The organism is Streptomyces iconiensis, from assembly GCF_028657195.3.
GTDB lineage: Bacteria > Actinomycetota > Actinomycetes > Streptomycetales > Streptomycetaceae > Streptomyces > Streptomyces iconiensis.
Window position 1 is genome coordinate 26,088 of record NZ_JANCPR020000053.1, and the last position, 25,586, is coordinate 51,673.

The following is a 25,586-nucleotide window of genomic DNA, read 5'->3' on the forward strand; positions in this document are numbered from 1 at the left end:
AGGGTGAGCGGGCACTGGCCCCGCTCGTTCAAGCCTCAGTGCGGACGTTCCGCAGGGGCAGCTTATGCGCACGCACAGAGCGCGACCAGTGCGGACCAGCCCGTACAGGTCAGACCCCCGCCGCCACCCGCTCCGTAGAGGCGATCGTCGCGGAGCCGACCACCCGCGTGCCGTCGTAGAGGACGAGGGCCTGGCCGGGGGCCACGCCGCGTTCGGGGTGGGAGAAGTGGACGTGGAGGGTGCCGTCCTTCAGCTCGGCCTCCACCTCCGTCTCGGCGCCGTGGGCGCGGAGCTGGGCGGTGTACGTACGGGGTCCTGCCGCCGGGGGTTCGCCGCACCAGCGGGGGTTGAGGGCTGTGAGGGACCAGACGTCGAGGGAGGCGGCGGGGCCGACCGTGACGGTGTTGTCGACCGGGGAGATGTCGAGGACGTAGCGCGGCTTGCCGTCGGGGGCCGGGTGGCCGAGGCGCAGGCCCTTGCGCTGGCCGATGGTGAAGCCGTACGCGCCCTCGTGCGTGCCCAGGTGGGTGCCGGACTCGTCGACGATGTCGCCCTCGGCCTTGCCGAGGCGGTTGGCGAGGAAGCCCTGGGTGTCGCCGTCGGCGATGAAGCAGATGTCGTGGCTGTCGGGCTTCTTGGCCACCGACAGGCCCCGGCGCTCGGCCTCGTCGCGGATCTCGCCCTTGGTGGTGAGGGTGTCGCCGAGCGGGAACATCGCGTGGGCGAGCTGGCGCTCGTCCAGCACGCCGAGTACGTAGCTCTGGTCCTTGGCCGCGTCACTGGCGCGGTGCAGTTCGCGGGCACCGTCCTCGCGGGTCACGACGGTGGCGTAGTGGCCGGTGCAGACCGCGTCGAAGCCGAGCGCGAGCGCCTTGTCGAGCAGCGCCGCGAACTTGATCTTCTCGTTGCAGCGCAGGCACGGGTTCGGCGTGCGGCCCGCCTCGTACTCGGCGACGAAGTCCTCCACGACGTCTTCGCGGAAGCGTTCTGCCAGGTCCCAGACGTAGAAGGGGATGCCGATCACATCGGCGGCGCGGCGCGCGTCGTTGGAGTCCTCGACGGTGCAGCAGCCGCGCGCACCGGTACGGAACGACTTAGGGTTGGCGGACAGGGCCAGGTGCACGCCCGTGACCTCGTGTCCGGACTCGGCGGCGCGGGCCGCCGCGACGGCGGAGTCGACGCCGCCCGACATGGCGGCCAGCACACGCAGCGGGCGCGCGGAGGTCGTACCCCGCGAGGATGCAGTAGTCATAGCTCCTCCAGGGTAGACGGAACCTCCCGATGACCCGAACGCGTTAGGGAGCGCATGGGACAGGCGGCAGATCAAGGACCGGAGAGCGGCGGGCAGCAGGAGGGGCGTTCGGAGGGGAGTCCGGGCGCCGAGGGGGGCGAGAGCCCGCGGGCTGGAGGGGACGGGCGGGGCGGTGTGAGCAGACGCCGCCTGCTCATCGGGGGTGGCGTCGCCGTCGGGCTGGCCGTGGCGGGTGCCGTGGCGCACGACGACATCGCGCGCTGGTGGTGGCGCGTCCCGGGCAACGAGAAGCCCCGTAAGCAAGGCGTGGTCGATGACGCGCGTGCCCAGTGGGTCGCCGCTTCGGAGGCGAACTGGCGCCGCGCCAACCGTCCGGACGACTACAGGATCGACCGCGTGGTCATCCACGTGGTGCAGGGCACGTACCCCATCGCGCTCAAGGTCTTCCGCGACCCCGCACACGGTTCGGCGGCCCACTACGTCGTACGCAAGGACGGGCATCTCGCGCAGACGGTGCGCGAGCTGGATGTCGCGTTCCAGGCGGGCAACCGCGAGTACAACGAGCGCAGCATCGGGATCGAGCACGAGGGGTGGATAGACCAGCCGGCGTACTTCACGGACGCCATGTACCGCTCCTCGGCCAGGCTGACCGCCGGCATCTGCCGCCGTTACGGGTTTCCCGCCGACCGGGAGCACATCATCGGGCACATCGAGGTACCCGGCGCGGACCATACGGATCCGGGCAGGTACTGGGACTGGAACAAGTACATGCGGATGATCCGGGCTGAGCTGACCGAGGTGAGCGATGCGCCATCCTCGCGGGGCGTCGCCGGGTTCTTCGGTCGTTGACCCGGCTCGGGTCGGTTGGTGGCTGAGCGCGCCGTTCCCCGCGCCCCCTCCGGGGCGCCCTGTGCCATGTCCGGTCGGACGCCGGGCTCCCGTGCGTTGTGGCTGAGCGCGCCGTTCCCCGCGCCCCTTCGGGGCACCTTGTGCCAGGTCCCGTTGGGCGCCGGGCTTCCGTCCGATGTCGCTGAGCGCGCCGTTCCCCGCGCCCCTTCGGGGCGCTGTCAGGTGAGGCCCGCGTTGCGGGCTCGGGTTACTACGGGGGCGATGGTTTCGGCTACGGCCTCTATGTCGGCCTTGGTGGAGGTGTGGCCGAGGGAGAAGCGGAGGGTGCCGCGGGCCAGGTCGGGGTCGGTGCCGGTGGCGAGGAGGACGTGGCTGGGCTGGGCCACGCCCGCCGTACAGGCCGAGCCGGTCGAGCACTCGATGCCCTGCGCGTCCAGGAGCAGCAGCAGGGAGTCGCCCTCGCAGCCGGGGAAGGAGAAGTGCGCGTTGGCGGGGAGGCGGCCTGCCGGGTCGGGGTCGCCGTTGAGTACGGCGTCGGGCACGGCGTCGAGCACCGCTTCGACGAGCGCGTCCCGCAGGGGCCCGACCTCCCGCACGAATTCGTCGCGCCGCTCGACGGCGAGCCTGCCCGCGGTGGCGAAGGCCGCGACGGCCGGGGTGTCGAGGGTGCCGGAGCGTACGTGCCGCTCCTGGCCGCCGCCGTGCAGCAGCGGTACGGGCGTGTACTCGCGGCCCAGCAGGAGCGCGCCGATGCCGTAGGGGCCGCCGATCTTGTGGCCCGTGACGGTCAGCGCCGCGAGGCCGGAGTCCTCGAACCCGATGTCGAGCTGGCCGAACGCCTGCACCGCGTCGGCGTGCAGCGGTACGCCGAACTCGGCGGCGATCTGAGCGAGTTCCCGTACGTCCGTGACGGTGCCGATCTCGTTGTTGGCCCACATCACGGTGGCGAGCGCCACGTCGTCGGGGTCGCGTTCCAGTGCCTCGCGAAACGCGTCGGGCCGTACGCGGCCGTACACGTCGACCGGAAGCCATTCCACGCGGGCGCCCTCGTGCTCGGCCAGCCACTCGACGGCGTCGAGGACGGCGTGGTGCTCGACGGGGCTGGCGAGTACGCGCGTACGGGCCTCGTCGGCGTCTCTGCGCGCCCAGTAGAGCCCCTTGACCGCGAGGTTGTCGGCCTCGGTGCCGCCGCCGGTGAAGACCACCTCGCTGGGCCGCGCGCCGAGCGAGGCGGCGAGCGATTCCCTGGACTCCTCGACCGTGCGGCGCGCGCGGCGTCCCGCTCCGTGCAGGGACGAGGCGTTGCCGACGACCGTGAGCTGCTCGGTCATCGTCCGCACCGCTTCGGGCCACATGGGCGTGGTTGCGGCGTGGTCGAGATAGACGGAATGGGCGGTGTCAGCCATGGTTCCCCGATTCTACGGGCCTCCGCGGGGCGCATGACGGGCGCGTGGAGGCGTGAGCGCTCGCCACCCTCTGAATCGCCGCAAGTCCGCTATTTATTGCGTGGGTTGAGGAATCCGCCGGTCACGGTGGTGTGCTTCCCGGGGCCGCACAGGGGACGGCGCCCGGCTGCCGGTGCCGAGCGGCCGGCTGGGAGAGAGTCCGTCCGGGAGAGAGGGCGGCGGGGAGAGGGGGCGGCGGCGGGCGCAGTGGATTCGAACTAATATACGAACCATGAATGGGTGGCGTGAACTGGCGGGTCCGTGGGCGCGGGCCACCCTGCCCGACGGGCAGGAGCTGGACGTCATCGTCACCAGCCGCACGCGCACCCGCGACGGCCGCTGGTGGTACGACTGCGAGGCGATCCTGCCGAGCAGGACCGAGCACGCCGACGGGCGCACCGAGGCCAAGGGAGCGCCGACGCCGATCTGTGTGGCCGCCGACCACATCACCCCGGTCCCGGGCGAGGACTACAGCGCCGTGCCCACCGACGGCATCACGGCCGGGCGGCCCTGGCTCGCCGTCCGCGTACACGGTCCGCGTGACGAGCACCCGTGGTGGTGCCTGCACCGCCCGGACTGCGGACAGGCCACCGAATACCGCCAGCACCGCCGCCTGACGACCCAGGAGGCGGCCACCCTCCTCGCCACGGCGGAAGAGGCACACGCCTGCACCGTCTGCCGCCCCGACCGCGCCCTGCGCGCCCACTAGCGAGAGCCGCCGCGCGGGCGTCACGCACACAAGGCCCCCGACCGCGTGCGGTCGGGGGCCTTCCAGCGCCGGAGCCGAGAGGGCTCAGCGGCCGTTCTCCGCCTGGAACATCCACGCCTCCTTCTCCAGCTCCCCGATGAGCTGGATGAAGACGTCCTCGGTGACCGGGTCCACCGGGCCCACGGCCTTCATCCGCTCGCGGGCCTTGCCGATGACGGCGGCGAGAGCGGTGACCATCGCCTGTACGGCCTCGGTGTCGGGCTGCCAGCCCTCGGAAGCCGCGGGGATGGCGCTGCCGCGCGAGACGGTCGCGGAGCGCCCGTCAGGGGAGACGCCGACGGCCGAGGCACGCTCGGCGACGGTGTCGGAGTACTGCCGTGCCGTGTCGACGACCTCGTCGAGCTGGAGATGGATGGACCGGAAGCGCGGGCCGACCACGTTCCAGTGGATCTGCTTGGCGACGAGGGAGAGGTCGATCAGATCCATCAGCGTGCCCTGAAGCGCCTCACCGACGGTCTTGAGGTCTGTCTCGGGAAGCGTGCTCTTCACTGCGTAGGTCACTTGAGGTCGCTTTCTCTCGAATTGCCCCTTCTCCCCTCCAACGTAAGCACACGCGGCGAAAAGGGACACTCGTGGCGAAGAAGAGGGGAAAGGTGAGGACTTTCGGCCCCCTTCGCCCCGTGTTCGCGACCCGGGTTCCCTGCTCCTGGGGATCTACGCCCTGAGCCCGGCGATCTGCGTCCCCGGCACGGGCACCGGGCTACGTGCGCGCGAGCTGGCGGGACTGGGCGACCAGCCGGTCAGCGCTGTCCCAGACCTCGGCGTCCTCCTCCAGGTAGCCGCCCGCGAGGTTGCGGGTGGTGACGGAGACGCGCAGGGGGCCGGGCGCGGGGCGGGCGCGTACGTGCACGGTGAGTTCGACGGTGGGCAGCCAGCCGGTCAGGCCCAGCTCGAAGCCGGTGGGCGGGAGCGCGTCCACGGCCGTGAGGAGCGAGAGCGGGTCGGGCTCACGCCCGTCGGCCAGCGCGAACCAGCCACGCATCTCGCCGCGGTGACTGGGCGCACCCAGTGCCCAGCCGCTGGTCCCTGGGTCGATACGCAGGTCGAGGCGGCGTGCCATCTCGGGTACCGACTGGGTGCCATCGGGGTGGTCGGTCGGGCGGAAGCACTTCTCAAGGGGTGTGATGGCGGGCGGCTCAGCGCTCGTGCGCACGTCGTCGGACAGCCCGGCGAGGTCGCCGTACGTGGCCAGGACGCGGATGCGCTCGGTCTCCCCGCCGTTCCCGTCGGCCTGGAAGAGGCCGGCCGAGCCCGTGGAGACCGTGCGGCCCGTGCGCGCGGTGTCCGTACGGATCACGGCAGGGCCCGCGACGGTCGCGGTGAGGTAGTGGGCGCTGATCGTGAACGGGTCCTGATGCGGCAGCGCCTCGCCCAGCGCGCGGGCGAGCACGGACAGGAGGTAGCCGCCGTTGAGGGCCTTGCCTATCGCCCAGCCCGGGGAGAGCCGCGCTTCGTACACCCCGGGCTCGCGGGCCCGCACGGCGGTGTCGCGGTCGAACTCACTGGTCACGGGTGTCACCCGGGGAGCAACTACGGCGTCAACTGGTGCGTCGGACATGGCAGGAACGGTACACGGGGCGGTTACCCGTGGGTAGGGACCATGGGGCGGGCGTGGATCCGGGGTGGATCACTGCTCTGGCCCCCTTCACCAATTCCCCCTCCCCGTACTTAACTTGTGCCCCGACCGGCGAAAGGAACCCAGCGGCATGTCGTACTTCGCGGATCTCGCGCTCCAGCACGTCGACGGCGTGTGGCGGCAGGGCTCCGGCGCCTGGGACATCATCGACTTCGACCCGTACAGCGGCGAGAAGCTCGCATCCGTCACAGTCGCCACCGAGAGCGAGATCGACGACGCCTTCGCCGCCGCCGAGCGGGCGCGGCCCGCCTGGGCCGCCGCCGGGGGCCACGCCCGGCGGGAGGTCCTGGAGCGCGTCGTACGGCTGATCGAGGAGCGGGGCACGGCGCTGGCCGGGGCGCTGACCGCCGAGACGGGCACGACACGGAGCCGTGCGGAGTACGAACTGCGCCTCGCACGCGAGTGCCTGCGGGACGCGGGCGCGCTCGCCGTCGAGCCCTCGGTCCACATGCCGCCCTCGCCCGTCGAGGGCAAGGAGAACCACGTGCTGCGCGAGCCGGCCGGGGTGGTGTGCGCGATCACCCCGTTCCACCACCCGTTCCTGCGGGCGCTCGCCACCGTCGCGCCCGCGCTGGCCCTCGGCAACACCGTCGTGCTCAAGCCGCACCAGAGCACCCCGGTGGCGGGCGGCACCCTGCTCGCACACCTGCTGGAGGAGGCGGGACTGCCCGGCGGGGTGCTGAACGTCGTGATCACCGACATCGCCGAGATCGGCGACGCGCTGCTCGCACACCCCACGCCCGGCGTCATCGCGTACGCGGGCTCCGAGCGGACAGGCCGCGAGGTCGCGGCCGTCGCTGCGGGCCACTTCAAGCGGTGCGTGCTGGACGTCAGCGGCGGCGGGCCCTTCATCGTGCTCGACGACGCGGATGTGCGGCGCGCGGCCGAGGCCGCCTGCTTCAGCCGCCTGGTCCACCAGGGGCAGGGCGGCGGAGCCCCCGCGAGCAGGGTCCTGGTGGACCGCGCCGTCGAGCGGGAGTTCACCGAGGCGTTCACCGCGCTGGCCTCGGCCCTCGTCACGGGTGACCCCCGCGACCCGGCGACCCGCGTGGGCCCGCTCGTCAGCCCCGCGCAGGCCGAGTCGACAGCGGGGCTCCTGCGCCAGGCCGTCGCCGGGGGCGCCGTGGCGCTCGTACCGGGCGGGACCGAGGAGGTGGACGGCGCCCTGCTGCGCCCCACCGTGCTGGGCGAACTCCCGGAGGACGCCGCGCTGCTGCACCAGGAGGTGCACGGCCCCGTGGCGCTGGTGCTCCCGTTCAAGGACGAGGACGAGGCCGTACGGCTGGCCAGTCGGACCCCGTACGGAAGCGGCGGCGCCGTCCACACCCGCGACCTGTCCCGTGGCCTCGCCCTCGCACACCGCCTGGAGGGCGGCGCCGTCCAGATCAACGGCACGGGCGTACCGGACGAACCCCTGGTGGGCCGCGGGGCGCTGGAGGCGTTCACGAAGGTGCGGTGGCTGTCGGTGCAGCACGGCCGCAGCGTCTTCCCGTTCTGATCCCGTCCCGCGAGGCCGGGCCGCGCACCCGGAACAGGCGCTAGAGGCCCAGGTTGCCGTCCGGTCCTGCCGCCTCCGTGTCGGCCTTGGCGCTGCGGCGGTGCCAGGCGCGCGGGGCACGCCAGTTGTAGCGGAGGGCCAGGAGGCGCAGCAGGAAGGCGAGGGCGGCGGCGGTGAGCGTCGTGCTGGGGCGTACGGCGTCGAAGTGGATGAGCAGTGCGACGGCCGAGGAGCCGACGAGTGCGGGCACCGCGTAGATCTCGCGGTCCCACCGCAGCAGCGACGGCACCTCGTTCGCGAGCACGTCCCGCAGCACACCGCCGCCAGCCGCCGTGGCGAGACCGAGGACGACGGAAGAGGTGAGGCTGAGCCCGTACTCGTGCGCCTTCAGCGTCCCTGTCACGCAGAAGAACCCGAGCCCCGCCGCATCGAAGACGTTCACCGCCTTGTTGATGCGCTCGACCACCGGGTGCAGGAAGAAGACCAGAACGGTCGAGAGGAGGGGCGTCAGGAAGTATCCGAGGTCGGTGAAGGCCGCCGGCGGTACGGCCCCGATCACGACGTCCCTGAACAGCCCTCCGCCGAGACCCGTGACAGCCGCGAGCACGGCGATACCGAACACGTCGAAGTTCCGGCGCACGGCCAGCAGGGCGCCGGAGATCGCGAAGACGAAGATGCCGGCGAGGTCCAGCCAGTGCTGGAGCGAGGGGTCGAAGGCTGTGTCCACGACCCCTTTGTATCCGCCCACCGGGCGGTACGGCCCTGCGGGCCCCGCGGGCGCCCCTGCGGAAAAGAACTCGGGCCCACCGCCTGTCCCCCGGCCGCGGCTTGTCCGTGGTCACTCGCGCAGTTCCCCGCGCCCCTGAAGGGGCGCGGGGAACTGCGCGCTCAGCCACACACAACCGACGGCCGGCCGACCGGAGACCCCGCCGAGCTCTCGACCCGCCCCACGGAGGGGGCGAGCCGGACTCCCGACCCGCACCCCACGGGGCAAGGCGGCAGGCGGCGGAGCCAACCTCAGCCGGCCGTGCCCACCCCGTCGGCGAGGCGCAGCAACTTCGTGTCGCCGGGCTGCTGGTCCGGAGCGTTCTCCGGGTGATGGCACGCCACTTCGTGCCCGGTCGCCAGGGGAACGAGCGGCGGCTCGGTCGTGCGGCACACCTCGGTCGCCTTCCAGCACCGCGTGTGGAAGCGGCAGCCGGAGGGCGGGTTCATCGGGGACGGCACGTCGCCCTTGAGGAGGATGCGCTCGCGCCCCTGTGCCGCCTTGCGGCGGGGGTCGGGGACCGGCACGGCGGAGAGCAGCGCCTGTGTGTACGGGTGCATCGGTGTCCCGTACAGCGACTGCCTGTCCGTCAGCTCGACGATCTTGCCGAGGTACATGACCGCGATGCGGTCGGAGACGTGCCGGATCACCGAGAGGTCGTGGGCGATGATCACGTACGTGAGGCCCAGTTCCTGCTGGAGGTCGTCGAGAAGGTTGACGACCTGGGCCTGGATGGAGACATCCAGCGCCGAGACCGGCTCGTCGGCGACGACGAGCTTGGGGTTGAGCGCGAGGGCGCGGGCGATGCCGATGCGCTGGCGCTGGCCGCCGCTGAACTCATGCGGATACCGGTTGTAGTGCTCGGGGCTGAGCCCGACCACCTCCAGCAGCCGCTGTACCTCCTTCTTGACGCCGCCCTCGGGCTGTACGCCCTGGAGCTTGAACGGGGCGCTGACGATGGAGCCGACGGTGTGCCGGGGGTTCAGCGAGGAGTACGGGTCCTGGAAGATCATCTGCACGTCGCGGCGCAGCGGACGCATGCCGCCGACTCCGAGGTGCGTGATGTCCTTGCCCTCGAACTCGATCTTCCCGGCGGTCGGTTCGAGCAGCCGGGTGATGAGGCGGCCCATGGTGGACTTGCCGCAGCCCGACTCGCCCACGATGCCCAGGGTTTCTCCGGACCGTACGTCGAAGTCGAGCCCGTCGACCGCGAGTACGGCGCCGACCTGCCGCTTGAACAGGCCCTTGGTGACCGGGAAGTGCTTCTTGAGACCGCTGACGCGCAGCAGGGACTCGCCCTCGGGCGGGTCCGTGAGCGTACCCGTCGCGGCCCCCGCGGGTTCGGAGTTCGCGGAGTTGGTCATCGGCTCGTCGTCCTCACTCACGGCGCTCACAGCTTCGGGACAATCTCTTCGGTCCAGATCCGCTGCCTGTCCTCCGGCTCCATGTGGCAGGCGGACAGGTGCCCGGGCTGGGTCTCCCGCAGTTCGGGACGCTCGGTCCTGGTGACACCGCCGGCCGGTACGTCCGCGTAGGGGCAGCGCGGGTTGAAGGCGCAGCCCTGCGGGATGTTGATCAGGCTGGGCGGGGAGCCCTTGACCGGGATGAGGCGGTCGGCCCTGTCCCTGTCGATGCGCGGCATCGAACCGAGGAGACCCCAGGTGTAGGGGTGCTGGGGCTCGTAGAAGACCTTCTCGGCCGTGCCGTACTCGACGCAGCGGCCCCCGTACATGACCAGGATGTCGTCGGAGAGTTCGGCGACGACGCCCAGGTCGTGGGTGATGATGATGACGGCCGAGCCGAACTCCTGCTGGAGGTCCCTGATCAGGTCGAGGATCTGGGCCTGGACGGTGACGTCCAGCGCGGTGGTCGGCTCGTCGGCTATCAGCAGCTCGGGGTTGTTGACCAGCGACATCGCGATCATCGCGCGCTGCCGCATACCGCCGGAGAACTCGTGCGGGTAGCTGGAGAACCGCTTGGCCGGCTCGGGGATACCGACCCTGTCCAGCAGTTCGATCGCGCGCCTGCGTGCCGCCTTCTTGTCGACCTTGTGGTGGACGCGGTACGCCTCCACGATCTGATCGCCGACGGTGAAGAAGGGGTGCAGCGCCGACAGCGGGTCCTGGAAGATCATGGAGATCTCCCGGCCCCTGAGCTTGCGCATCTCGTCCGGGTCGGCCGTCAGCAGCTCCTGGCCGTTGAGCCAGATCTCGCCGGACAGGTGCGGGCGCTGACGCCCGTACTGGCCGACCGTGTGCAGGCCCATGAGGCCGAGCGAGGTGACCGACTTGCCGGACCCCGACTCGCCGACGATGCCGAGCGTCTTGCCCTTCTCCAGCGAGAAGGAGAGCCCGTCGACGGACTTGACGAGGCCGTCCTGGGTGGGGAAGTGCACGCGCAGGTCCCGGACCTCCAGGAACGCCTTCGGCGGCTGCTTCTCCAGCTCGGGCTCGCCGGCCGCTGTGCCGGAGGAGGCGAGACCGCCGGCCCCCCTCGCGGGAGCCGCGTCCTCGGGGGTCACGGAGGCCCCGGTCGTCCCGGTGGCCTTGGTGGACTCCGCCTTGGACTCCGCTGTGGGGGACTCGGCCTCGGGGGACTCCGCCTTGGCCGCGTCCGTCCCCTTGCCGGCTTTCACCTTCTTCGCCGGGACGGCGTCGTCTTTGTGCTCGTGGTCTGTCATCCCAGCCTCACTCGGGGGTCGATCACGCCGTACAGCAGGTCCACTATGAGGTTCGCGATGACGACGGCGGTTGCGGTGATGAGGGTGACGCCCAGGATCAGCGGGAGGTCGCGTTCGTTGATCGCCTTGAGCACCGCCTGGCCGAGGCCGGGGATGCTGAAGGTGGTCTCGGTGAGAATCGCGCCGCCCATCAGGGCGCCGATGTCGATGCCGAGGAGCGTGAGGATGGGCGTCATCGTCGAGCGCATGGCGTGCTTGCCGATGACGACGGGTTCCTTGAGCCCCTTGGCGCGGGCCGTTCTGATGTAGTCCTCGCCCATCACCTCCAGCATGGTCGCCCGGGTGAGCCGGGCGTACATCGCGCCGAAGAGGAAGGCGAGCGTGATCCACGGCAGGATCATGCCGCTGAACCATTTGGACACGTTCTCGCCGAAGGGCGTGAACGAGTTGGCCACCAGGTCGAATTGGTAGGCGAAGACCGCCAGCGAGAGCAGACCGGTGAAGTAGACGGGCAGCGAGACGCCGGCCAGCGCGCCGGTCATGGCGAGCCGGTCCCACAGGCTGCCGCGCTTGAGCGCGGAGAGCACACCGACGCTGAGGCCGATCAGCAGCCAGATGATGGCCGCGCCCAGTGCCAGCGAGAGCGTGACGGGCAGGCGGTCGGTCAGTACGGGCCAGATCTCCTGCTCGGAGCGGAAGGAGTAGCCGAAGCAGGGCGCTGAGCAGTGCGTCGTGTCACCGCCGCCGACGTAGTCCCGCCCGAAGAAGATGCCCTTGAAGAACTCGAAGAGCTGGACGAGGACCGGATCGTCGAGTTGGAGCTTCTGGCGGATGCCCTCAATGGACTCCTTGTCGGCCTGCTTGCCGACGAACATCGTGGCCGGGTCCGTGCCCGTCCACTTGGGAATCAGGAAGAAGATGCAGAAGACCGCCAGGATGATGACGACCAGCATCACTGCGACGGCGAACAGCCGCCTGATGAGGTATGTGAGCACTGCTCTCAGCCGCCCATCGGCGGCCCGGCCCTTCCTCCCGGTCAGGGAGTCACGGCCGGGCCGCCTCAGCGGCCTTCACCTGCCCTTCGTGCCAGCGGCGGGTGGCGCCGTCAGATGGTGATGTCGGTGACTGTCAGGAGTTACTTGACGCCCAGGGAAGCGAAGTCGTACCAACCGCTGAAGGACTGCGCCGAGTAGACGTTCGTCAGGCGGTCGGAACGCCACTGGACGACCTTCAGGTTCGTCAGCGGAAGGTAGTAAGCACCCGCCATGACGTTCTTGTTGACCTCGGCGTACTTGGTCGCGGCCTTCTCCGGGTCCAGCTCGGCGATGGCCTCGTCGAGCCCTTCGTCGATCTTCTTGTCGTCGATCAGCGCGTAGTTGTTGTTCGCGTTGTCGCGGATCTTGGAGCTGTGCCACAGCTCGATGCCGTAGCCCTGGCCACTCGGGAAGTCCGGGCCCCAGCCGTACAGCACCATGCCGTAGTTCTTGTCCTTGACCTTCTGCTGGTTGCCCACGATGGACGAGCCCTGGGCACCGTCGAAGGCGTCGATCTCGACCTTGATGCCGACCTTCTTCAGCGATGCCTGGATCGCCTCGGACGACTTCATGTCGGACTTGTCCGTGTTACGGACGGCCAGCGTGGTGGAGAAGCCGTTCGGCTTCCCGCACTTCTTCAGCTCTTCCTTGGCCTTGGCGACGTTCGCCTTGCCACCGTTGTCGCGCATCCCGTACTGGTCGTCGTTCTTGTCGTAGCCGGGGACGACCGGGGGAAGCATGTTGGTGGAGATGTCACCGCCCGCCATCGGACCACCGCGCGCGGTCTGGACCGACTTGTGGTCGGTGCCGTAGATCGCGGCCTTGCGGCAGTGGATGTTGTTGAACGGCTTCACGCTCTGCGGGAAGGCGACGTAGGAGATGAACCCGGACTGCGGGTTGTCGACGTTGCCCTTGTGCTGCTTGAGCGCCGTCGCACGGCCCTGCGAGTCCATGCCGCGCTGGTTCAGGTCGAGGTCCGCGTCACCGTTGATGAGGCGCTTGTCGCGCTCATCGGCGTTGGTGAGCAGGGTGACCTTGACCTGGTCGGGCAGCGCCTTGCGCAGCGGGTCGGTCTTCTTGTCCCAGTTCTTGTTGCGCACCAGCGTCAGCCCCTTGTTGGGGGTGTACGACTGGAACTTGTACGGGCCCGAGGAGAACGGCTTGAGCGCGTACTTGGACTTGGCGTCCTTGTCCTCGCGGACCGGCGAGTTCGTCGGCATCGCGAGCATCTGCTCGAAGTCACCGTTGCGCTCGGCGAGGTGGAACTCGATGGTCTTGTCATCGGGGGTCTTGATGCCCTCGAAGTCGCCCTTCTCCTCGTACGGGCCCTTCCACTTGCCGTCCGGGTCGAGGACGTCCTTGAGGTAGGTGGGGCCGCCGGAGAGCGTCTTCTGCGCCCATTGGCGCTCGATGCCGTACTTGACGTCCTCGGAAGTGATGGGCTTGCCATCCTCCCACTTCAGGCCGTCCTTCAGCTCGTACTTGTACGTCTTGCCGTCATTGGTGATCTTGGCGTTGTCCTTGGCCAGGTCCGGCTTCAGGTCGATGGCCTTCGCACCCGGCTCAGGCGTGTAGCTCACCAGCTGGCGGCTGTAGAAGCGCGCGAAGTCGAAGGCGAAGCCGTAGTACATGCGGGTGGTGTCCCAGGAGTCGGCGTCCTGGACCCCGATGAACTTCAGCGTGCCACCCTTCTTGTCCGAAGCGTTGGCGACCTTGTTGATGCCGGCGTTGAACTTGCCGCCCGCGCTGTCGCTGTCGCTGTCACCTCCGCCGCACGCCGATGTGGCGAACAGCGTGGCGACGGCTACGGCGGATACCGCCACCAGCCGGCGCCTCGATGTGCGTAGGGTTCTCACTGTCTCGCAACCTCCGTGTAGGTCACGGCCCGCACGATCGCGCGGCCGGGGGGCTCTTGGGGGTGTGGGGGTGGGGGTCGGCAAATCCGCTGTCACCGGGTCCCCTTCGGATCGAGCGCGTCGCGCACGCCGTCACCGAAGAGGTTGAAGGCGAGCACCGTGATGAAGATGGCGACGCCAGGAACGATCATGTACATCGGGTCCGACTCGTAGTACGTCACGGCGTCGGAGAGCATCGAACCCCAGGAGGCCGTGGGGGGCTTGACGCCCACGCCCAGGAAGCTGAGCGCTGCCTCGGTGAGGATGTTCGTGGGGATCATCAGTGTCGTGTAGACGGTGATCGGCGCCACGAGGTTGGGCAGCAGTTCCTTGGTCAGGATGTACCGCCGTCCCGCGCCGAGGCTGCGTGCGGCCTCGATGTACTCCCGTTCCCTCAGGGAGAGCACCTGGCCCCTGACGATGCGCCCGATGTACGGCCATCCGAAGAAGCCGATCACCAGGATCATCACCACGAGCCGTACACCCGTGCCGGTCAGTCCGAGCAGGTCGTTTGGCATGACCGAGATCAGCGAGATGATGAAGAGCAGCTGCGGGAAGGCCAGCAGCATGTCCATCACGCGGCTGATGAGCGCGTCGAGCCAGCCGCCGAAGTATCCGGCGAGGGTGCCCAGGATGGTGCCGAAGACGACCGCCACGAAGGCGGACAGGAAGCCGACGAGGATCGAGACCCGGGCGCCGTACACGATGCGGGCGAAGATGTCGCGTCCGCTGACGGGCTCCACACCGAGCAGGTGGTCGCCCGAGATCCCGCCGAAGGCGCCGTTCGGCGTACTGAACAGCGGGTCGATCAGGTCCTCGTGGCGCTCCGTCGGCGACTGCCCGGTCAGCGCGGTGATCAAGGGCGCGAAGATCGCGACCAGAACCAGCAGAAGCACGATCGCGCCGCCGATGAGCGCCACCTTGTCGCGCCTGAGCCGATCCCAGGCAATGCGGCCGAGTGAGCGGCCTTCGATCGCCTTCTCCGCGCCGGTGGGCGCCGGCTCCGCGACCGCGGACTCCGCGGACGTTTCGTGCAGTGGTGCCGTCATCGTGTTGGGGACCCCTTCTCGACCGGCAGTTGACCAGTCCACGCACACCGCTGTAGCGGCCACTTCGCAAGCAGTTCGTACACAAGGCCGAGGGGCCTCATGGCTCGGGAGTCTCCATCGCGCTCACGATCAGTTGCCAGACTTCAAGGGGAAAGGATGCGTAACTGTGATGCGACGCGTCATGTTCCGTTATGCGGACGCAAGTTGACGTTGAGCGGTGCCGGGACGGGAGTTTTGCCCGGGTCTGATCCGTCTGAGTTACGCCTCCGACTCCCGCTCAGCGCACTGCCGTTCGCTGAGCGCCGCGCGCCGCCGAAGGACTCCTTCCGCCGTGGCGGAAGAGCACACAGGCGGGCGGGAGAGGAACGCGGACATCCCGGTCAGCGGGCTCCGGGGGCGGGACGATCAAGTGGCCCACCGCAGCGGGCAGGAGGCGGCAGAAGTGACCCGGCAAGCGGTCAGGGGGAAGGCCGGGAGCGGAGCGGGAGAAGCCGGGAAGCCGGTCCTGAGAGAGCGGGAAGCGGCGTCCGGCAGGTGCTCAGTAGGCCCTGGGGTAGCCGTAGCCGAAACCCGGAGCCGCGGTGGGTGCCGCACCGGCCACGTGCGCGTCGCGGTCGAAGAACGGGCGGGACTGGCGGCGCAGCCACATCGCCACCGGGTCGTAGTCGTCGGACATGGCCACGCTGGAGACCGGCAGCCCCTCGGGGACGGTGCCGACCGAGCGGGCCATCATCGCGCGCGCCGCCTCGACCGAGGCGGGAGCGGCGTCGTACAGCTCCAGGCCGATCGCCAGATACGGCACCCCCAGCGCGGGCTGCACCCAGGCGCGGCGCAGCGACCTGACGGCGGGCGTGTGGTGCGCGTTCTGCGCGAGCAGCGCGTAGAACTGCGGGATGTCCAGGGCAGGTTCGGAGATCCGCAGCGGTCCGGGCGGCAGGTTGTCGAGGCCGGCGGCGATCCTGCGCAGATCCAGCCAGGGAATGCCGAGCCCACCGCCGGGCGCGTGCGGATTCAGCCAGATGCCCCAGCGGTCGGGGAAGAGCGCGGAGGCGATGTCACGGCCGCCGACCACCTCGTGCGCGCGGTTCCATCCGGAGGCGGCCAGCTCCTGCGCCGAGGTCACACAGGGCGCGTAGCCGTACCCGGCGACCTCCATGTTTCCGTACTGCGCCTCGGGGGACCCGGCCTGCCCGTTCCACAGCAGCATCCACAGCCGGCTTCCGGCGAGCGCCTGGAGCAGGGCCTCGTAGGTCTCGTAGGTGTCGTACCGGCCCGGCGACACCTGTCGCAGGAGCTGCTCGACGCTTCCACCCGCGCTCACCTGGCCGCCCTTCCCTTACCTCTGCCGCTTCCGACGCGCTCACCTGCACCGGGGCACGCCTGTGCGCCCCCGTTCCGCCATCCAACCAGCTTACGAGGCGGGCGGGACATCGGTCTTCGTACTCAGTCGCCCACTTCGCGTCACTCGGGCCGCACGTAGAACGGGCGCACGCACTGCCTCATCCACTCCACGACCGGATCACGCGCGGCGTCCAGAAGCACCATCTGTACGGGCCATCTGACCTCGGCACCGTGCAGCGCGCGGCCGAGGGCATCGTGCGCCGCCTGTCTCGACTCCGGCTCCAGCAGGTCGAGTTCGAGCCCGATGAACAGCGCGGGCGGGTCGCCCTCCGTGCTGGCGAGCGCGCGCCGCGCGGTCCGTACGGGCGCGAGCGCGGCGAACTGGGAGGACGCGGCGGCGAGGAAGTCCACCGGGTCGTCCTGCCAGTCGGGCTCGAACAGCCGGACCCGCGCCCCGCGTGCCACACCAGCGACGGCCTGCTCCGCCGCGGTGTTGCCGCACAGTTCGGCGACGGCCTCGGGCGGCAGCGGCATCCCCACCGTGCCCTCGGGGTTCACGGCGATGCCCACCTGCGGGGGCAGCCCGCGCGCGAACTCGCGGGCCGGGGCGATGGTGAACGACATATGAGAGCCGGCGACATGGAGGAACTGCTCCTCCGAACTGAAGACCGGCACATAGGCGGCGCCGTCCAACTCGATGGTCGGCAGGGACAGATCGCGGCTGTCGGGCCCGCCGCCCTCGGGCAGCGGAACCCATACGCTGCTGCGCCCCAGTACCTCCAGCAGCCTGGCGCCCGCGTGAGGCACCTGGAGCGAGGCGCTCAGGGCCTCCTCCAACTCGTTCCCGGGCCAACCGCCTCCGTGGCCCGGGCCGTAGTGCTGCGGCTGCGGCGGAATCGTCATGGTCCAAGCCTATCCGTGATCTCCAGCAGCCCCGAGGGCCCCGGCTGAACACGTACGGCGACGCTCCGGTTGCGGCGTGCACCCCACAGACGAAAAGTGGTTTTCGTCCCATTACGTGCTATTTGGCACGCTCACTGGAGGAAACCACACATGCGCGTGAACAGGATCACCGCCACCGCCGTCACCGTCTCGCTGGCCGGCTCGCTCGCGCTCGGCGCCGCGGGCGCCGCATTCGCCGGCCCTGCCGCCCATGGACCGGCCCGCGGCATCGGCATGGAGCAGCCCGGGGAGGCACGGTCCGACGTGACCGCCGCCAGCGCGACGGCACGCATGGCACAGCAGGTCGGTGCGATGCAGGACGTTCTCAAGCCGCTCGACCACGTCGCCAGGGTGCTGACCACCGTCAGCAAGCTCAAGGACAAGAAGCTGGCCCCCGAGCAGGCCGAGCGCCTCCGCGCGGAGATGGAGCGCACGGTCAAGCCGCTGATCACGTCCCGTGCGGCGTCCGAGGGCACGCGCGCTGCCGGTTCGGCCCCCACCGAGGACCTGACGGCGCAGGCGGCAACCGACCTGCGCAGCCGTATGAACGCGCTGCTCAACGCGTCCGTGCAGGGCACGACCGAGCAGCGGAGCACGGCAGCGAACCGCGCGCTGGCCGGCGGCAGCAACCTGCTCGCCGCGACCCTCTACAGCGGCAGACTGGCCGCCCCCGACCTCAAGGGCCTGCCGAAGGTCTCCGGCGCGGCTCAAACACCCCAGAAGCCGCAGGCACCCCAGCAGCAGAAGCCGCAGGCGCCGAAGCAGGAGCAGGCACCGCAGACACCGCCGAAGCCGCAGACACCGCCGAAGCCCCAGACACCGCCGAAGCCGCAGGCGCCCAAGCAGGAGCAGGCACCGCAGAAGCAGCAGGGGCAGGCACCTCAGACGCCGCAGGCGCCGCAGCAGGGCCAGGCACCGCAGGCCCCACAGGCTCCTCAGCAGCAGTCACCGCAGGCCGCGCAGGCGCCCGCCGCCCCTGTCACGCCTGAGCAGGGCCGCTGACGCCGGTCGCGTCCGGGGTTCTGCCGTTCGCGTCCCCCGTGTCCCCGTTCACGGTCCCGTCACCCCTCGCGGGTGGCGGGACCGTGGGCGTGGGCGCGGGTCCGTGCAGGGGCGCGGCTCCGTGCGTGGGTGCGTGCGCGGTGAAGGTGATACCGCGCAGTGCCTGGGCCGCCGCCCTGTCGAGCAGCACCGAGGAGACACAACCTGCCGGCAGCCGTCCGGACTCGGCCGCGGCCGTGAGCTTCCGTACGGCCCGCAGGTGGCGGCGGAACGCGTAACCCGAGACTCCGCGTCCGCGTGCGGCCTGGCCCGCGAGCGCGTCCTCGGGCGTGACGTCGAGCAGCAACAGGTGCAGCGCACGCCGGCGCCGCACCGCGTCCCTGGCCAGCCAGCGCCGCACCCACGACTGGGTGCCGCAGTCGTGCACGACGACGGAGGCGCCGGACGCGAGGGCCCTGCGCAGCCCGGCGTAGTGGGCCATCCGCACGAGAGGGCGGTAGACGCCGTAGGGCAGCCAGACGGGGAGGCGGCGCTCCCAGCGCTCCCTGGTGTCCTGCGAATCGATCCGGACGACATCCTTCCGGGCGGGGGCCGCCTCCTGCGCGAGGGCGGGCCGGACGAGCGCCGACTGGACGAAGGCGGACCTGATCAGCGTGGACTTGCCTCCGCCCGGCAGCCCCGACACCACCAGCACATCGCCCGCCGGGTAGCGGAGCGTACGTCTGGTGGCGGTCCCCCGCAGGTCATGGCAGGCGACGGCACCCGTACCCGCCTCCACGCCCGCACTCGTCACCGTCGCGTCAGCACCGCTCAGGCTGCCCACAGATCACCCCTCCCCGGACGCGACGGCTCTGCCGCCGCTCTCTCCAGAGAGTGTCAAGAAAAGGTAATGCGGTTCAAGACGATTGCCCCTCGCTCAGGGGCAGTCAGCGCCCGCTCACGCGTGCGATGATGTCCGGGTCAACTCCATACAGGCCGTTCGAACCCGCGCGGGAGAGTCCCCGGAGCCAGCACGTGCCGGGGCGCCGAAGGAGCAAGATCCTCCCTTGAATCTCTCAGGCCCCGTTACCGCGCAGGGCGAGGCAGATCTGAAAAGCGAACCGTCCGCCGCCGGTCAGGGCAGCGCGGGCGGTTCCACCCAAGGTGCAAGCCGGCTCCAGCCGTTCTGGGGGTCCCGGCGAACCTCTCAGGTTCCGATGACAGATGGGGAGGACATCCGCGTCACACCCAGTTCCGGGAGCCTGAATGACTGACCCCTCGGCCGGCTCGGCCACCGCGCACAAGACCGCCCTCGATGCCACGCACCGTGAGCTGGGCGCGACCATGACCGACTTCGCGGGCTGGGAGATGCCGCTGCGCTACGGCAGCGAGCGCGAGGAACACCTCGCCGTCCGTTCGCACGCCGGCCTGTTCGACCTCTCCCACATGGGCGAGATCACCATCACGGGCCCCGAGGCCGGGGAACTGCTGGACTACGCGCTGGTCGGCAACCTCACCAAGCTGGCCGTCGGCCGTGCCCGCTACACGATGATCTGCGACGAGAACGGCGGCATCCTCGACGACCTGATCGTCTACCGCCTGGCCGACCAGGAGTACATGGTCGTCGCCAACGCCTCCAACTCACAGACCGTGCTCGACGCGCTGCGTGCGCGCCAGGACGCCCCGGAGGGTAAGCGCAGCGGAGCCGAGGTGCGCGACGACCGCGACAAGTACGCGCTGCTGGCCGTCCAGGGCCCGGAGGCCGTGGGCATCCTGCGCGGGCTGACCGGCTTCGACCTGGACGGGCTGCGGTACTACGCGGGCGAGCGCGACATCGTCGCCGGCAAGAGCGCGCTGATCGCTCGTACGGGGTACACGGGCGAGGACGGGTTCGAGCTGTTCGTCGCGCCGGAGGACGCGGTGGCCGTGTGGGACGCCGTACGGGAGGCGGGCGCGGGCGCCGGTCTCGTCCCCTGCGGCCTGAGCTGCCGGGACACGCTGCGCCTCGAAGCCGGGATGCCGCTGTACGGGAACGAGCTGTCCACGGCGCTCACCCCGTTCGACGCGGGTCTGGGCAGGACGGTCAAGTTCGCCAAGACCACGAACGACGGGCGTTTCGTCGGCCGCGAGCGGCTGGAGGCGGCGGCCGAGCGCGCCGAGACCGACCCGCCGCGCAAGCTCGTCGGCCTGGTCGCGACGGGCCGCAGGGTGCCGCGTGCGGGGTACCCGGTGGTGGCGGCCGGCGACGGCACGGTCATCGGAGAGGTCACCTCCGGCGCCCCCTCCCCCACCCTGGGCAAGCCGATCGCGATGGCGTACGTCGATACCGGGTACGCCGCAGCGGGTACGGAGGGCGTCGCGGTGGACATCCGCGGCTCTCATGAGCCGTACGAGGTCGTCGCGCTTCCCTTCTACAAGCGTTCCTGACGCACGGGCGCCGTGGCTCAGCGAGCGAGTGCCTGCCGGCCAGGCGGGCTCCGCGGCTCCACGGGCATGGCTCCGCTCGCGCTCGCCGGCTCCACGGGCACCCGATTCGGCTCCGCAGGGCACCCGCGTCGGCACGCAGGGGACCGCCTACGCACCACCCGGCGGCCCCGTTTCCGGCGTGACCCTCGTCCCACCAGCCAAGACCGTTACCACCGCACGTATCTCATCCGGGAGAATCAGACCATGAGCAACCCCCAGCAGCTCCGCTACAGCAAGGAGCACGAGTGGCTGTCGACCGCCGAGGACGGCGTCTCGACGGTCGGGATCACGGCACACGCCGCCGAAGCACTCGGCGATGTCGTCTACGTCCAGCTGCCCGCAGCGGGAGACACCGTCACCGCGGGCGAGACCTGCGGTGAGCTGGAGTCGACCAAGTCCGTCAGCGACCTGTACTCGCCGGTCTCCGGTGAGGTCACCGAGCTCAACCAGGACGTGGTGGACGACCCCGCGCTGGTGAACTCGGCGCCGTTCGAGGGAGGTTGGCTGTTCAAGGTGAAGCTTTCCGAGGAGCCGGACGACCTGCTCTCGGCCGACGAGTACACCGCCTTCGCCTCGGGAAACTGAGGCTCTCGCCGCTGTCCGCCCCGCCTTCTCCTCCAGGGATGGTTCCTCCATGTCGCTCAGGGATGGTTCTTCCATGTCGCTTCTGAACAGCTCTCTCCACGAGGTGGACCCGGACGTCGCCGCCGCCGTCGACGCCGAACTCCACCGCCAGCAGTCCACCCTCGAAATGATCGCGTCGGAGAACTTCGCCCCCGTCGCCTCCATGGAGGCCCAGGGCTCGGTCCTCACCAACAAGTACGCCGAGGGCTACCCCGGACGCCGCTACTACGGCGGCTGCGAGCACGTCGATGTGGTCGAGGATCTGGCCAGGGACCGGGTGAAGGCCCTGTTCGGGGCCGAGGCCGCGAATGTGCAGCCGCACTCGGGCGCGCAGGCGAACGCCGCCGCGATGGTGGCCGTACTGAAGCCGGGCGACACGATCATGGGCCTGGACCTGGCGCACGGTGGTCATCTGACGCATGGCATGAAGATCAATTTCTCCGGCAAGCTCTACAACGTCGTCGCCTACAAGGTCGATGAGAAGACCAGCCAGGTCGACATGGAAGAGGTCGAGCGCCTCGCCAAGGAGCACCGCCCGCAGATGATCATCGCGGGCTGGTCCGCCTACCCGCGCCAGCTCGACTTCGCCGCCTTCCGCCGTATCGCCGACGAGGTCGGCGCGCTGCTGATGGTCGACATGGCCCACTTCGCCGGGCTCGTCGCCGCCGGTCTGCACCCGAGCCCCGTGCCGTACGCCGATATCGTCACCACCACCACGCACAAGACCCTCGGCGGTCCGCGCGGTGGCGTGATCCTGTCGAAGAAGGAGTACGCGAAGAAGATCAACTCCGCGGTCTTCCCCGGCCAGCAGGGCGGCCCGCTGGAGCATGTCATCGCGGCGAAGGCCGTCTCCTTCAAGATCGCGGCCAGCGACGAGTTCAAGGAGCGCCAGGCCCGCACGCTCTCCGGCGCGCGTGCCCTCGCCGAACGCCTGCTGCACCAGGACGCCGTGGACGCGGGCGTCTCCGTGCTCTCCGGCGGTACGGACGTCCACCTCGTCCTCGTCGACCTGCGCCACAGCGAACTCGACGGCCAGCAGGCCGAGGACCGCCTCCACGAGGTCGGCATCACCGTCAACCGCAACGCGGTGCCGAACGACCCGCGCCCGCCCATGGTCACCTCGGGCCTGCGCATCGGCACCCCCGCGCTCGCCACGCGCGGCTTCCAGGACGAGGACTTCACCGAGGTCGCGGACATCATCGCGCAGGCGCTGCTGCCGGGCTTCGACGAGGACACGTCGAAATCGCTCGCAGCGCGTGTCACCGCACTCGCGGAGAAGCACCCGCTGTACCCGGGGCTGTAACCCTCCTTCCCGCCGTCCCCGTGAACCGCGCGCGCTCGCCCTCCAGTGCCTCTGGGGGAACCTCCCGGCCGAAGGCCGGGGGCCCCCGGCCGAAGCTGGGGGGAGGGCCGCATTCCAGTCAGTCCGTCCGGCGCTGGAGGACCCGGGGTCGGCGGGGCAGGGGCAACCCCTCGGCCCCGACCCACGAAGCAACCGCACCACACCGCCCAGAGGGAGCCACCACCATGGCCATTTCGGTCTTCGACCTCTTCTCCGTCGGCATCGGCCCGTCCAGCTCGCACACGGTCGGCCCCATGCGGGCCGCGCGCATGTTCGCGCGCCGCCTCAAGAACGAGGGCGTGCTCGCGCACACGGCCTCCGTACGCGCGGAACTCTTCGGCTCCCTCGGCGCCACAGGACACGGCCACGGCACGCCGAAGGCCGTACTCCTGGGCCTCGAAGGCAACTCACCGCGCACCGTCGACGTGGAGACCGCCGACGAACAGGTCGCGCGCATCCGCGAGTCGGGGCGGCTGCGGCTGCTCGCCGCCGAGATCGGTGACACGCACGAGATCCCGTTCGACGAGCCCCGGCAGCTGATACTGCACCGGCGCCGCTCCCTCCCGTACCACGCGAACGGCATGACCCTCTTCGCGTACGACAGCGCGGGCACGCCGCTGCTGGAGAAGACGTACTACTCCGTCGGCGGCGGCTTCGTCGTCGACGAGGACGCGGTCGGCGAGGACCGCATCATGCTCGACGACACGGTGCTGCGCCACCCCTTCCGTACGGGCGACGAACTGCTGCGCCTCACCCGCGAGACGGGCCTGTCCGTGTCCCGGCTGATGCTGGAGAACGAGAAGGCGTGGCGGACCGAGGAGGAGATCCGCGAGGGCCTCCTGGAGATCTGGCGCGTCATGCGGGCCTGCGTCGCGCGCGGCCTCACCCAGGAGGGCATCCTGCCCGGCGGCCTCAAGGTCCGCCGCCGCGCTGCCACTTCGGCCCGCCAGCTGCGCGCCGAGGGCCATGCCGAGGCGCACTCGATGGAGTGGACCACGCTGTACGCGATGGCCGTCAACGAGGAGAACGCCGCGGGCGGACGCGTGGTGACCGCGCCCACCAACGGCGCCGCGGGGATCATCCCCGCCGTCCTGCACTACGCGCACCACTTCGTGCCCGGCACCGACGACGACGCCATCGTGCGCTTCCTGCTCGCGGCGGGCGGCATCGGCATGCTCTACAAGGAGAACGCGTCCATCTCCGGCGCCGAGGTCGGCTGCCAGGGAGAGGTCGGCTCCGCCTGCTCCATGGCGGCCGGCGGCCTCGCCGAGATCCTCGGCGGTAGCCCCGAACAGGTCGAGAACGCCGCCGAGATCGGCATGGAACACAACCTCGGCCTCACCTGCGACCCGGTCGGCGGCCTCGTCCAGATCCCCTGCATCGAACGCAACGGCATGGCAGCAGTCAAGGCCGTCACCGCAGCCCGCATGTCCCTCCGCGGCGACGGCCGCCACCATGTCTCCCTCGACAAGGTCATCAAGACGATGCGGGAGACCGGTGCGGACATGAAGGTCAAGTACAAGGAGACCGCGCGGGGCGGGCTCGCCGTGAATGTCATCGAGTGCTGAACGTATCCGCTCTGACCAGGTGATTCGCGTCTTTCAGCACTGTCACGGGCTTGCCCTTCCGCCCGGCGGAAAGTCCCTCAGAAGTCCCTGTGACAGAGCTGAAAGTCTTTGAAAAGTCCCTGGGATGTCCCTCACCGCGCTGGGCGTAGAGGGCTTCTGCTGCACCGTGAGTGGCACCCAGGGCAGTGCCTCCGCCACGCCGGAGTGCGGCGGATGCTTGGCGGTGTCCAGAGTTGAATCCGGCTGGGCTCGTGAACGCCCGGCCGCGCGACAGGACCTGCCCCCACATTCCCGCGCCCGGGACCGGCCAGAAGCTCACGCCGATACGTACTCGACTGCACTGCAGCATGGACACCGAAACGCTGTTCGCGGGGGCCGGTTCAGCGTGGAATTTCGAGGCGCCCGAGTCGCTTTCTCCCCTGCTGCGGAGGATTCGAGCCACCGCTGGCCCGGGGTAGCTCAACAACACCGTCGTCCGGCACAGCGGCTGTGGATTCCGTATGGAGACAACGTACGGACCACACTGCACTGATTCTCATCTCCTACCTCCGCGAGGGACCCACGAGTCTCGGACGGAGAGTGGAATGGCAATGGTGCTACTGCGCATCCGTCGAACGGACCACCGGCTAGCGGGACTCGACGCGGGCGGCAACGCCCTCGGCCGCGAGGTGGCTCTTCGTCGTCGGGCCGCCGCGTGAGCGGCCGATCGCATGGTGGTCGGCGGTGTGCTCCGGGCGGTGGGGGGCAACCCTGGCGGGTGCCACAGCGTCCAAGAGACTGCGTGTCCGGGTCTGTTCCTGGTGCGCCGGAACGGAACAGCAATGGGCCGGCAGTTGCGGACGAGCGGCCATGGAGGGACGTCAGACGTGCAGGTGAACGTGGAATGGGTCGATGCGCGCGAGAGGCTGCCCGAACCCGGGGAGCCCGTAGCGGCGGCCACGTACGGTATCTGGCCGCAGGACTTTCATGACCGAGAGGCCGCGGGTGAGGATTACTGGCTCGTCAGGCCCATGGTCTTCCACGACGTATACATCCCCATGACCTTTACCGAGTCCGAGGACGACAGCGAGTACTACAACTGCTTCGCGGACTCCGACGGCGTCGTTCGCTACCCTCCGGGCCGGCCGAGCCAGGAGCACGTCACCCACTGGGCGGCACTGCCCTTCCTCCCCGGCACCTCGGTGCACGAGGCGGACGGCGCCGAAGCACGGTCAGCCTTTCAGCGAGTCGGCGACCACCGCTCCCCATAGCCTGGGAACTCGACCCGCCATCCCTGGGGTTGCCGTGTTGCCCCGCCCGGCCGCTCGGGCTGGGCGGGGCAGGGGATCAGGGAAGTCGGCCATTGCCTGCGGCCCGGTGGCGCGTTCACCCCGCTGACGTTCCAACCCGCCACCGGGCCGGTCTACCGCTGCTTCCGGATCGCCATCGAGGACTGTCCGGGAGTAGGCA

At 70.2% G+C, this 25,586-nt stretch carries 22 protein-coding genes and 1 riboswitch; of the genes, 9 read left to right on the forward strand and 13 right to left on the reverse strand.

Features of this window, described 5'->3' with window-relative positions; genetic code table 11:
• Positions 1–109: 109 nt before the first annotated feature.
• Positions 110–1,252 (reverse strand): tRNA 2-thiouridine(34) synthase MnmA, encoded by a 1,143-nt coding sequence (gene mnmA / locus NMN56_RS35680; protein ID WP_274044209.1) that lies wholly within the window; start codon positions 1,250–1,252, stop codon positions 110–112.
• 54 nt (positions 1,253–1,306) lie between these two features.
• Between mnmA and NMN56_RS35685 the strand changes: the two genes are divergently transcribed.
• The gene (locus NMN56_RS35685) at positions 1,307–2,101 is read left to right on the forward strand and encodes an N-acetylmuramoyl-L-alanine amidase (RefSeq protein ID WP_274044210.1); all 795 of its coding nucleotides are present in this window, start codon (positions 1,307–1,309) and stop codon (positions 2,099–2,101) included.
• A 218-nt stretch (positions 2,102–2,319) separates the two neighbouring features.
• Here the strand turns inward: NMN56_RS35685 and NMN56_RS35690 are convergent, their stop codons facing one another.
• The gene (locus tag NMN56_RS35690) at positions 2,320–3,507 is read right to left on the reverse strand and encodes a cysteine desulfurase family protein (RefSeq protein ID WP_274044211.1); all 1,188 of its coding nucleotides are present in this window, start codon (positions 3,505–3,507) and stop codon (positions 2,320–2,322) included.
• Positions 3,508–3,778: 271 nt separating this feature from the next.
• Between NMN56_RS35690 and NMN56_RS35695 the strand changes: the two genes are divergently transcribed.
• Positions 3,779–4,255: a DUF6233 domain-containing protein gene (locus NMN56_RS35695; protein ID WP_274044212.1), complete on the forward strand. Its 477-nt coding sequence runs from the start codon at positions 3,779–3,781 to the stop codon at positions 4,253–4,255.
• Positions 4,256–4,339: 84 nt separating this feature from the next.
• Here NMN56_RS35695 and NMN56_RS35700 read toward each other — a convergent pair whose 3' ends face one another.
• Entirely contained in the window at positions 4,340–4,816 is a 477-nt protein-coding gene (locus NMN56_RS35700; protein ID WP_274044213.1) for a Dps family protein, read from the reverse strand.
• Between the two features lie 199 nt (positions 4,817–5,015).
• Positions 5,016–5,873: a thioesterase family protein gene (locus NMN56_RS35705; protein ID WP_274044214.1), complete on the reverse strand. Its 858-nt coding sequence runs from the start codon at positions 5,871–5,873 to the stop codon at positions 5,016–5,018.
• Positions 5,874–6,021: 148 nt separating this feature from the next.
• Here NMN56_RS35705 and NMN56_RS35710 point away from each other — a divergent pair, with 148 nt between their 5' ends.
• Positions 6,022–7,449, forward strand: coding sequence for an aldehyde dehydrogenase family protein (locus tag NMN56_RS35710; protein ID WP_274044215.1), 1,428 nt, complete (start codon positions 6,022–6,024; stop codon positions 7,447–7,449).
• Positions 7,450–7,489: 40 nt separating this feature from the next.
• Here the strand turns inward: NMN56_RS35710 and NMN56_RS35715 are convergent, their stop codons facing one another.
• The 8 genes from NMN56_RS35715 to NMN56_RS35750 form a co-directional block, all read right to left on the reverse strand.
• Positions 7,490–8,176 carry a trimeric intracellular cation channel family protein gene (locus tag NMN56_RS35715; RefSeq protein ID WP_274044216.1) on the reverse strand — a complete coding sequence of 229 codons (687 nt, stop codon included), beginning with the start codon at positions 8,174–8,176 and terminating at the stop codon, positions 7,490–7,492.
• 290 nt (positions 8,177–8,466) lie between these two features.
• On the reverse strand, positions 8,467–9,579 hold the full coding sequence (locus NMN56_RS35720) for an ABC transporter ATP-binding protein (protein WP_430542798.1): 1,113 nt from the start codon (positions 9,577–9,579) through the stop codon (positions 8,467–8,469).
• Between the two features lie 26 nt (positions 9,580–9,605).
• Complete coding sequence (locus tag NMN56_RS35725) at positions 9,606–10,895, reverse strand: ABC transporter ATP-binding protein (RefSeq protein WP_274044217.1); 1,290 nt, start codon at positions 10,893–10,895, stop codon at positions 9,606–9,608.
• Complete coding sequence (locus NMN56_RS35730) at positions 10,892–11,890, reverse strand: ABC transporter permease (RefSeq protein ID WP_274044218.1); 999 nt, start codon at positions 11,888–11,890, stop codon at positions 10,892–10,894. Before NMN56_RS35730 ends, NMN56_RS35725 begins: the two co-directional genes overlap by 4 nt.
• Before the next feature lie 140 nt (positions 11,891–12,030).
• Entirely contained in the window at positions 12,031–13,785 is a 1,755-nt protein-coding gene (locus tag NMN56_RS35735) for an ABC transporter substrate-binding protein (protein ID WP_274044220.1), read from the reverse strand.
• Positions 13,786–13,877: 92 nt separating this feature from the next.
• A complete protein-coding gene (locus tag NMN56_RS35740) occupies positions 13,878–14,873 on the reverse strand; it encodes an ABC transporter permease (protein ID WP_274044221.1) in 996 nt (331 codons plus the stop codon).
• A 538-nt stretch (positions 14,874–15,411) separates the two neighbouring features.
• The gene (locus NMN56_RS35745) at positions 15,412–16,194 is read right to left on the reverse strand and encodes an enhanced serine sensitivity protein SseB C-terminal domain-containing protein (protein ID WP_274044222.1); all 783 of its coding nucleotides are present in this window, start codon (positions 16,192–16,194) and stop codon (positions 15,412–15,414) included.
• A gap of 140 nt (positions 16,195–16,334) precedes the next feature.
• A complete protein-coding gene (locus NMN56_RS35750) occupies positions 16,335–17,117 on the reverse strand; it encodes an enhanced serine sensitivity protein SseB (protein ID WP_274044223.1) in 783 nt (260 codons plus the stop codon).
• 150 nt (positions 17,118–17,267) lie between these two features.
• Between NMN56_RS35750 and NMN56_RS35755 the strand changes: the two genes are divergently transcribed.
• Positions 17,268–18,158: a hypothetical protein gene (locus NMN56_RS35755; RefSeq protein ID WP_274044224.1), complete on the forward strand. Its 891-nt coding sequence runs from the start codon at positions 17,268–17,270 to the stop codon at positions 18,156–18,158.
• Here the strand turns inward: NMN56_RS35755 and NMN56_RS35760 are convergent.
• The gene (locus NMN56_RS35760; RefSeq protein ID WP_430542796.1) at positions 18,136–18,981 is read right to left on the reverse strand and encodes an ATP-binding protein; all 846 of its coding nucleotides are present in this window, start codon (positions 18,979–18,981) and stop codon (positions 18,136–18,138) included. The two genes, NMN56_RS35755 and NMN56_RS35760, sit on opposite strands and share 23 nt — an antisense overlap.
• Before the next feature lie 157 nt (positions 18,982–19,138).
• Positions 19,139–19,239: riboswitch (glycine riboswitch) on the forward strand.
• Between the two features lie 164 nt (positions 19,240–19,403).
• Here NMN56_RS35760 and gcvT point away from each other — a divergent pair.
• The 5 genes from gcvT (at position 19,404) to NMN56_RS35785 (ending at position 25,387) form a co-directional block, all read left to right on the forward strand.
• Positions 19,404–20,564, forward strand: a complete 1,161-nt coding sequence (gene gcvT / locus NMN56_RS35765) for a glycine cleavage system aminomethyltransferase GcvT (RefSeq protein ID WP_274044225.1) — start codon at positions 19,404–19,406, stop codon at positions 20,562–20,564.
• Between the two features lie 243 nt (positions 20,565–20,807).
• Positions 20,808–21,188, forward strand: coding sequence for a glycine cleavage system protein GcvH (gcvH, locus tag NMN56_RS35770; protein WP_274044226.1), 381 nt, complete (start codon positions 20,808–20,810; stop codon positions 21,186–21,188).
• A gap of 73 nt (positions 21,189–21,261) precedes the next feature.
• On the forward strand, positions 21,262–22,530 hold the full coding sequence (gene glyA / locus NMN56_RS35775; RefSeq protein ID WP_274044227.1) for a serine hydroxymethyltransferase: 1,269 nt from the start codon (positions 21,262–21,264) through the stop codon (positions 22,528–22,530).
• A gap of 224 nt (positions 22,531–22,754) precedes the next feature.
• On the forward strand, positions 22,755–24,137 hold the full coding sequence (locus NMN56_RS35780) for an L-serine ammonia-lyase (protein ID WP_274044228.1): 1,383 nt from the start codon (positions 22,755–22,757) through the stop codon (positions 24,135–24,137).
• Between the two features lie 866 nt (positions 24,138–25,003).
• The gene (locus tag NMN56_RS35785; protein ID WP_274044229.1) at positions 25,004–25,387 is read left to right on the forward strand and encodes an AQJ64_40280 family protein; all 384 of its coding nucleotides are present in this window, start codon (positions 25,004–25,006) and stop codon (positions 25,385–25,387) included.
• Positions 25,388–25,586: the final 199 nt, after the last annotated feature.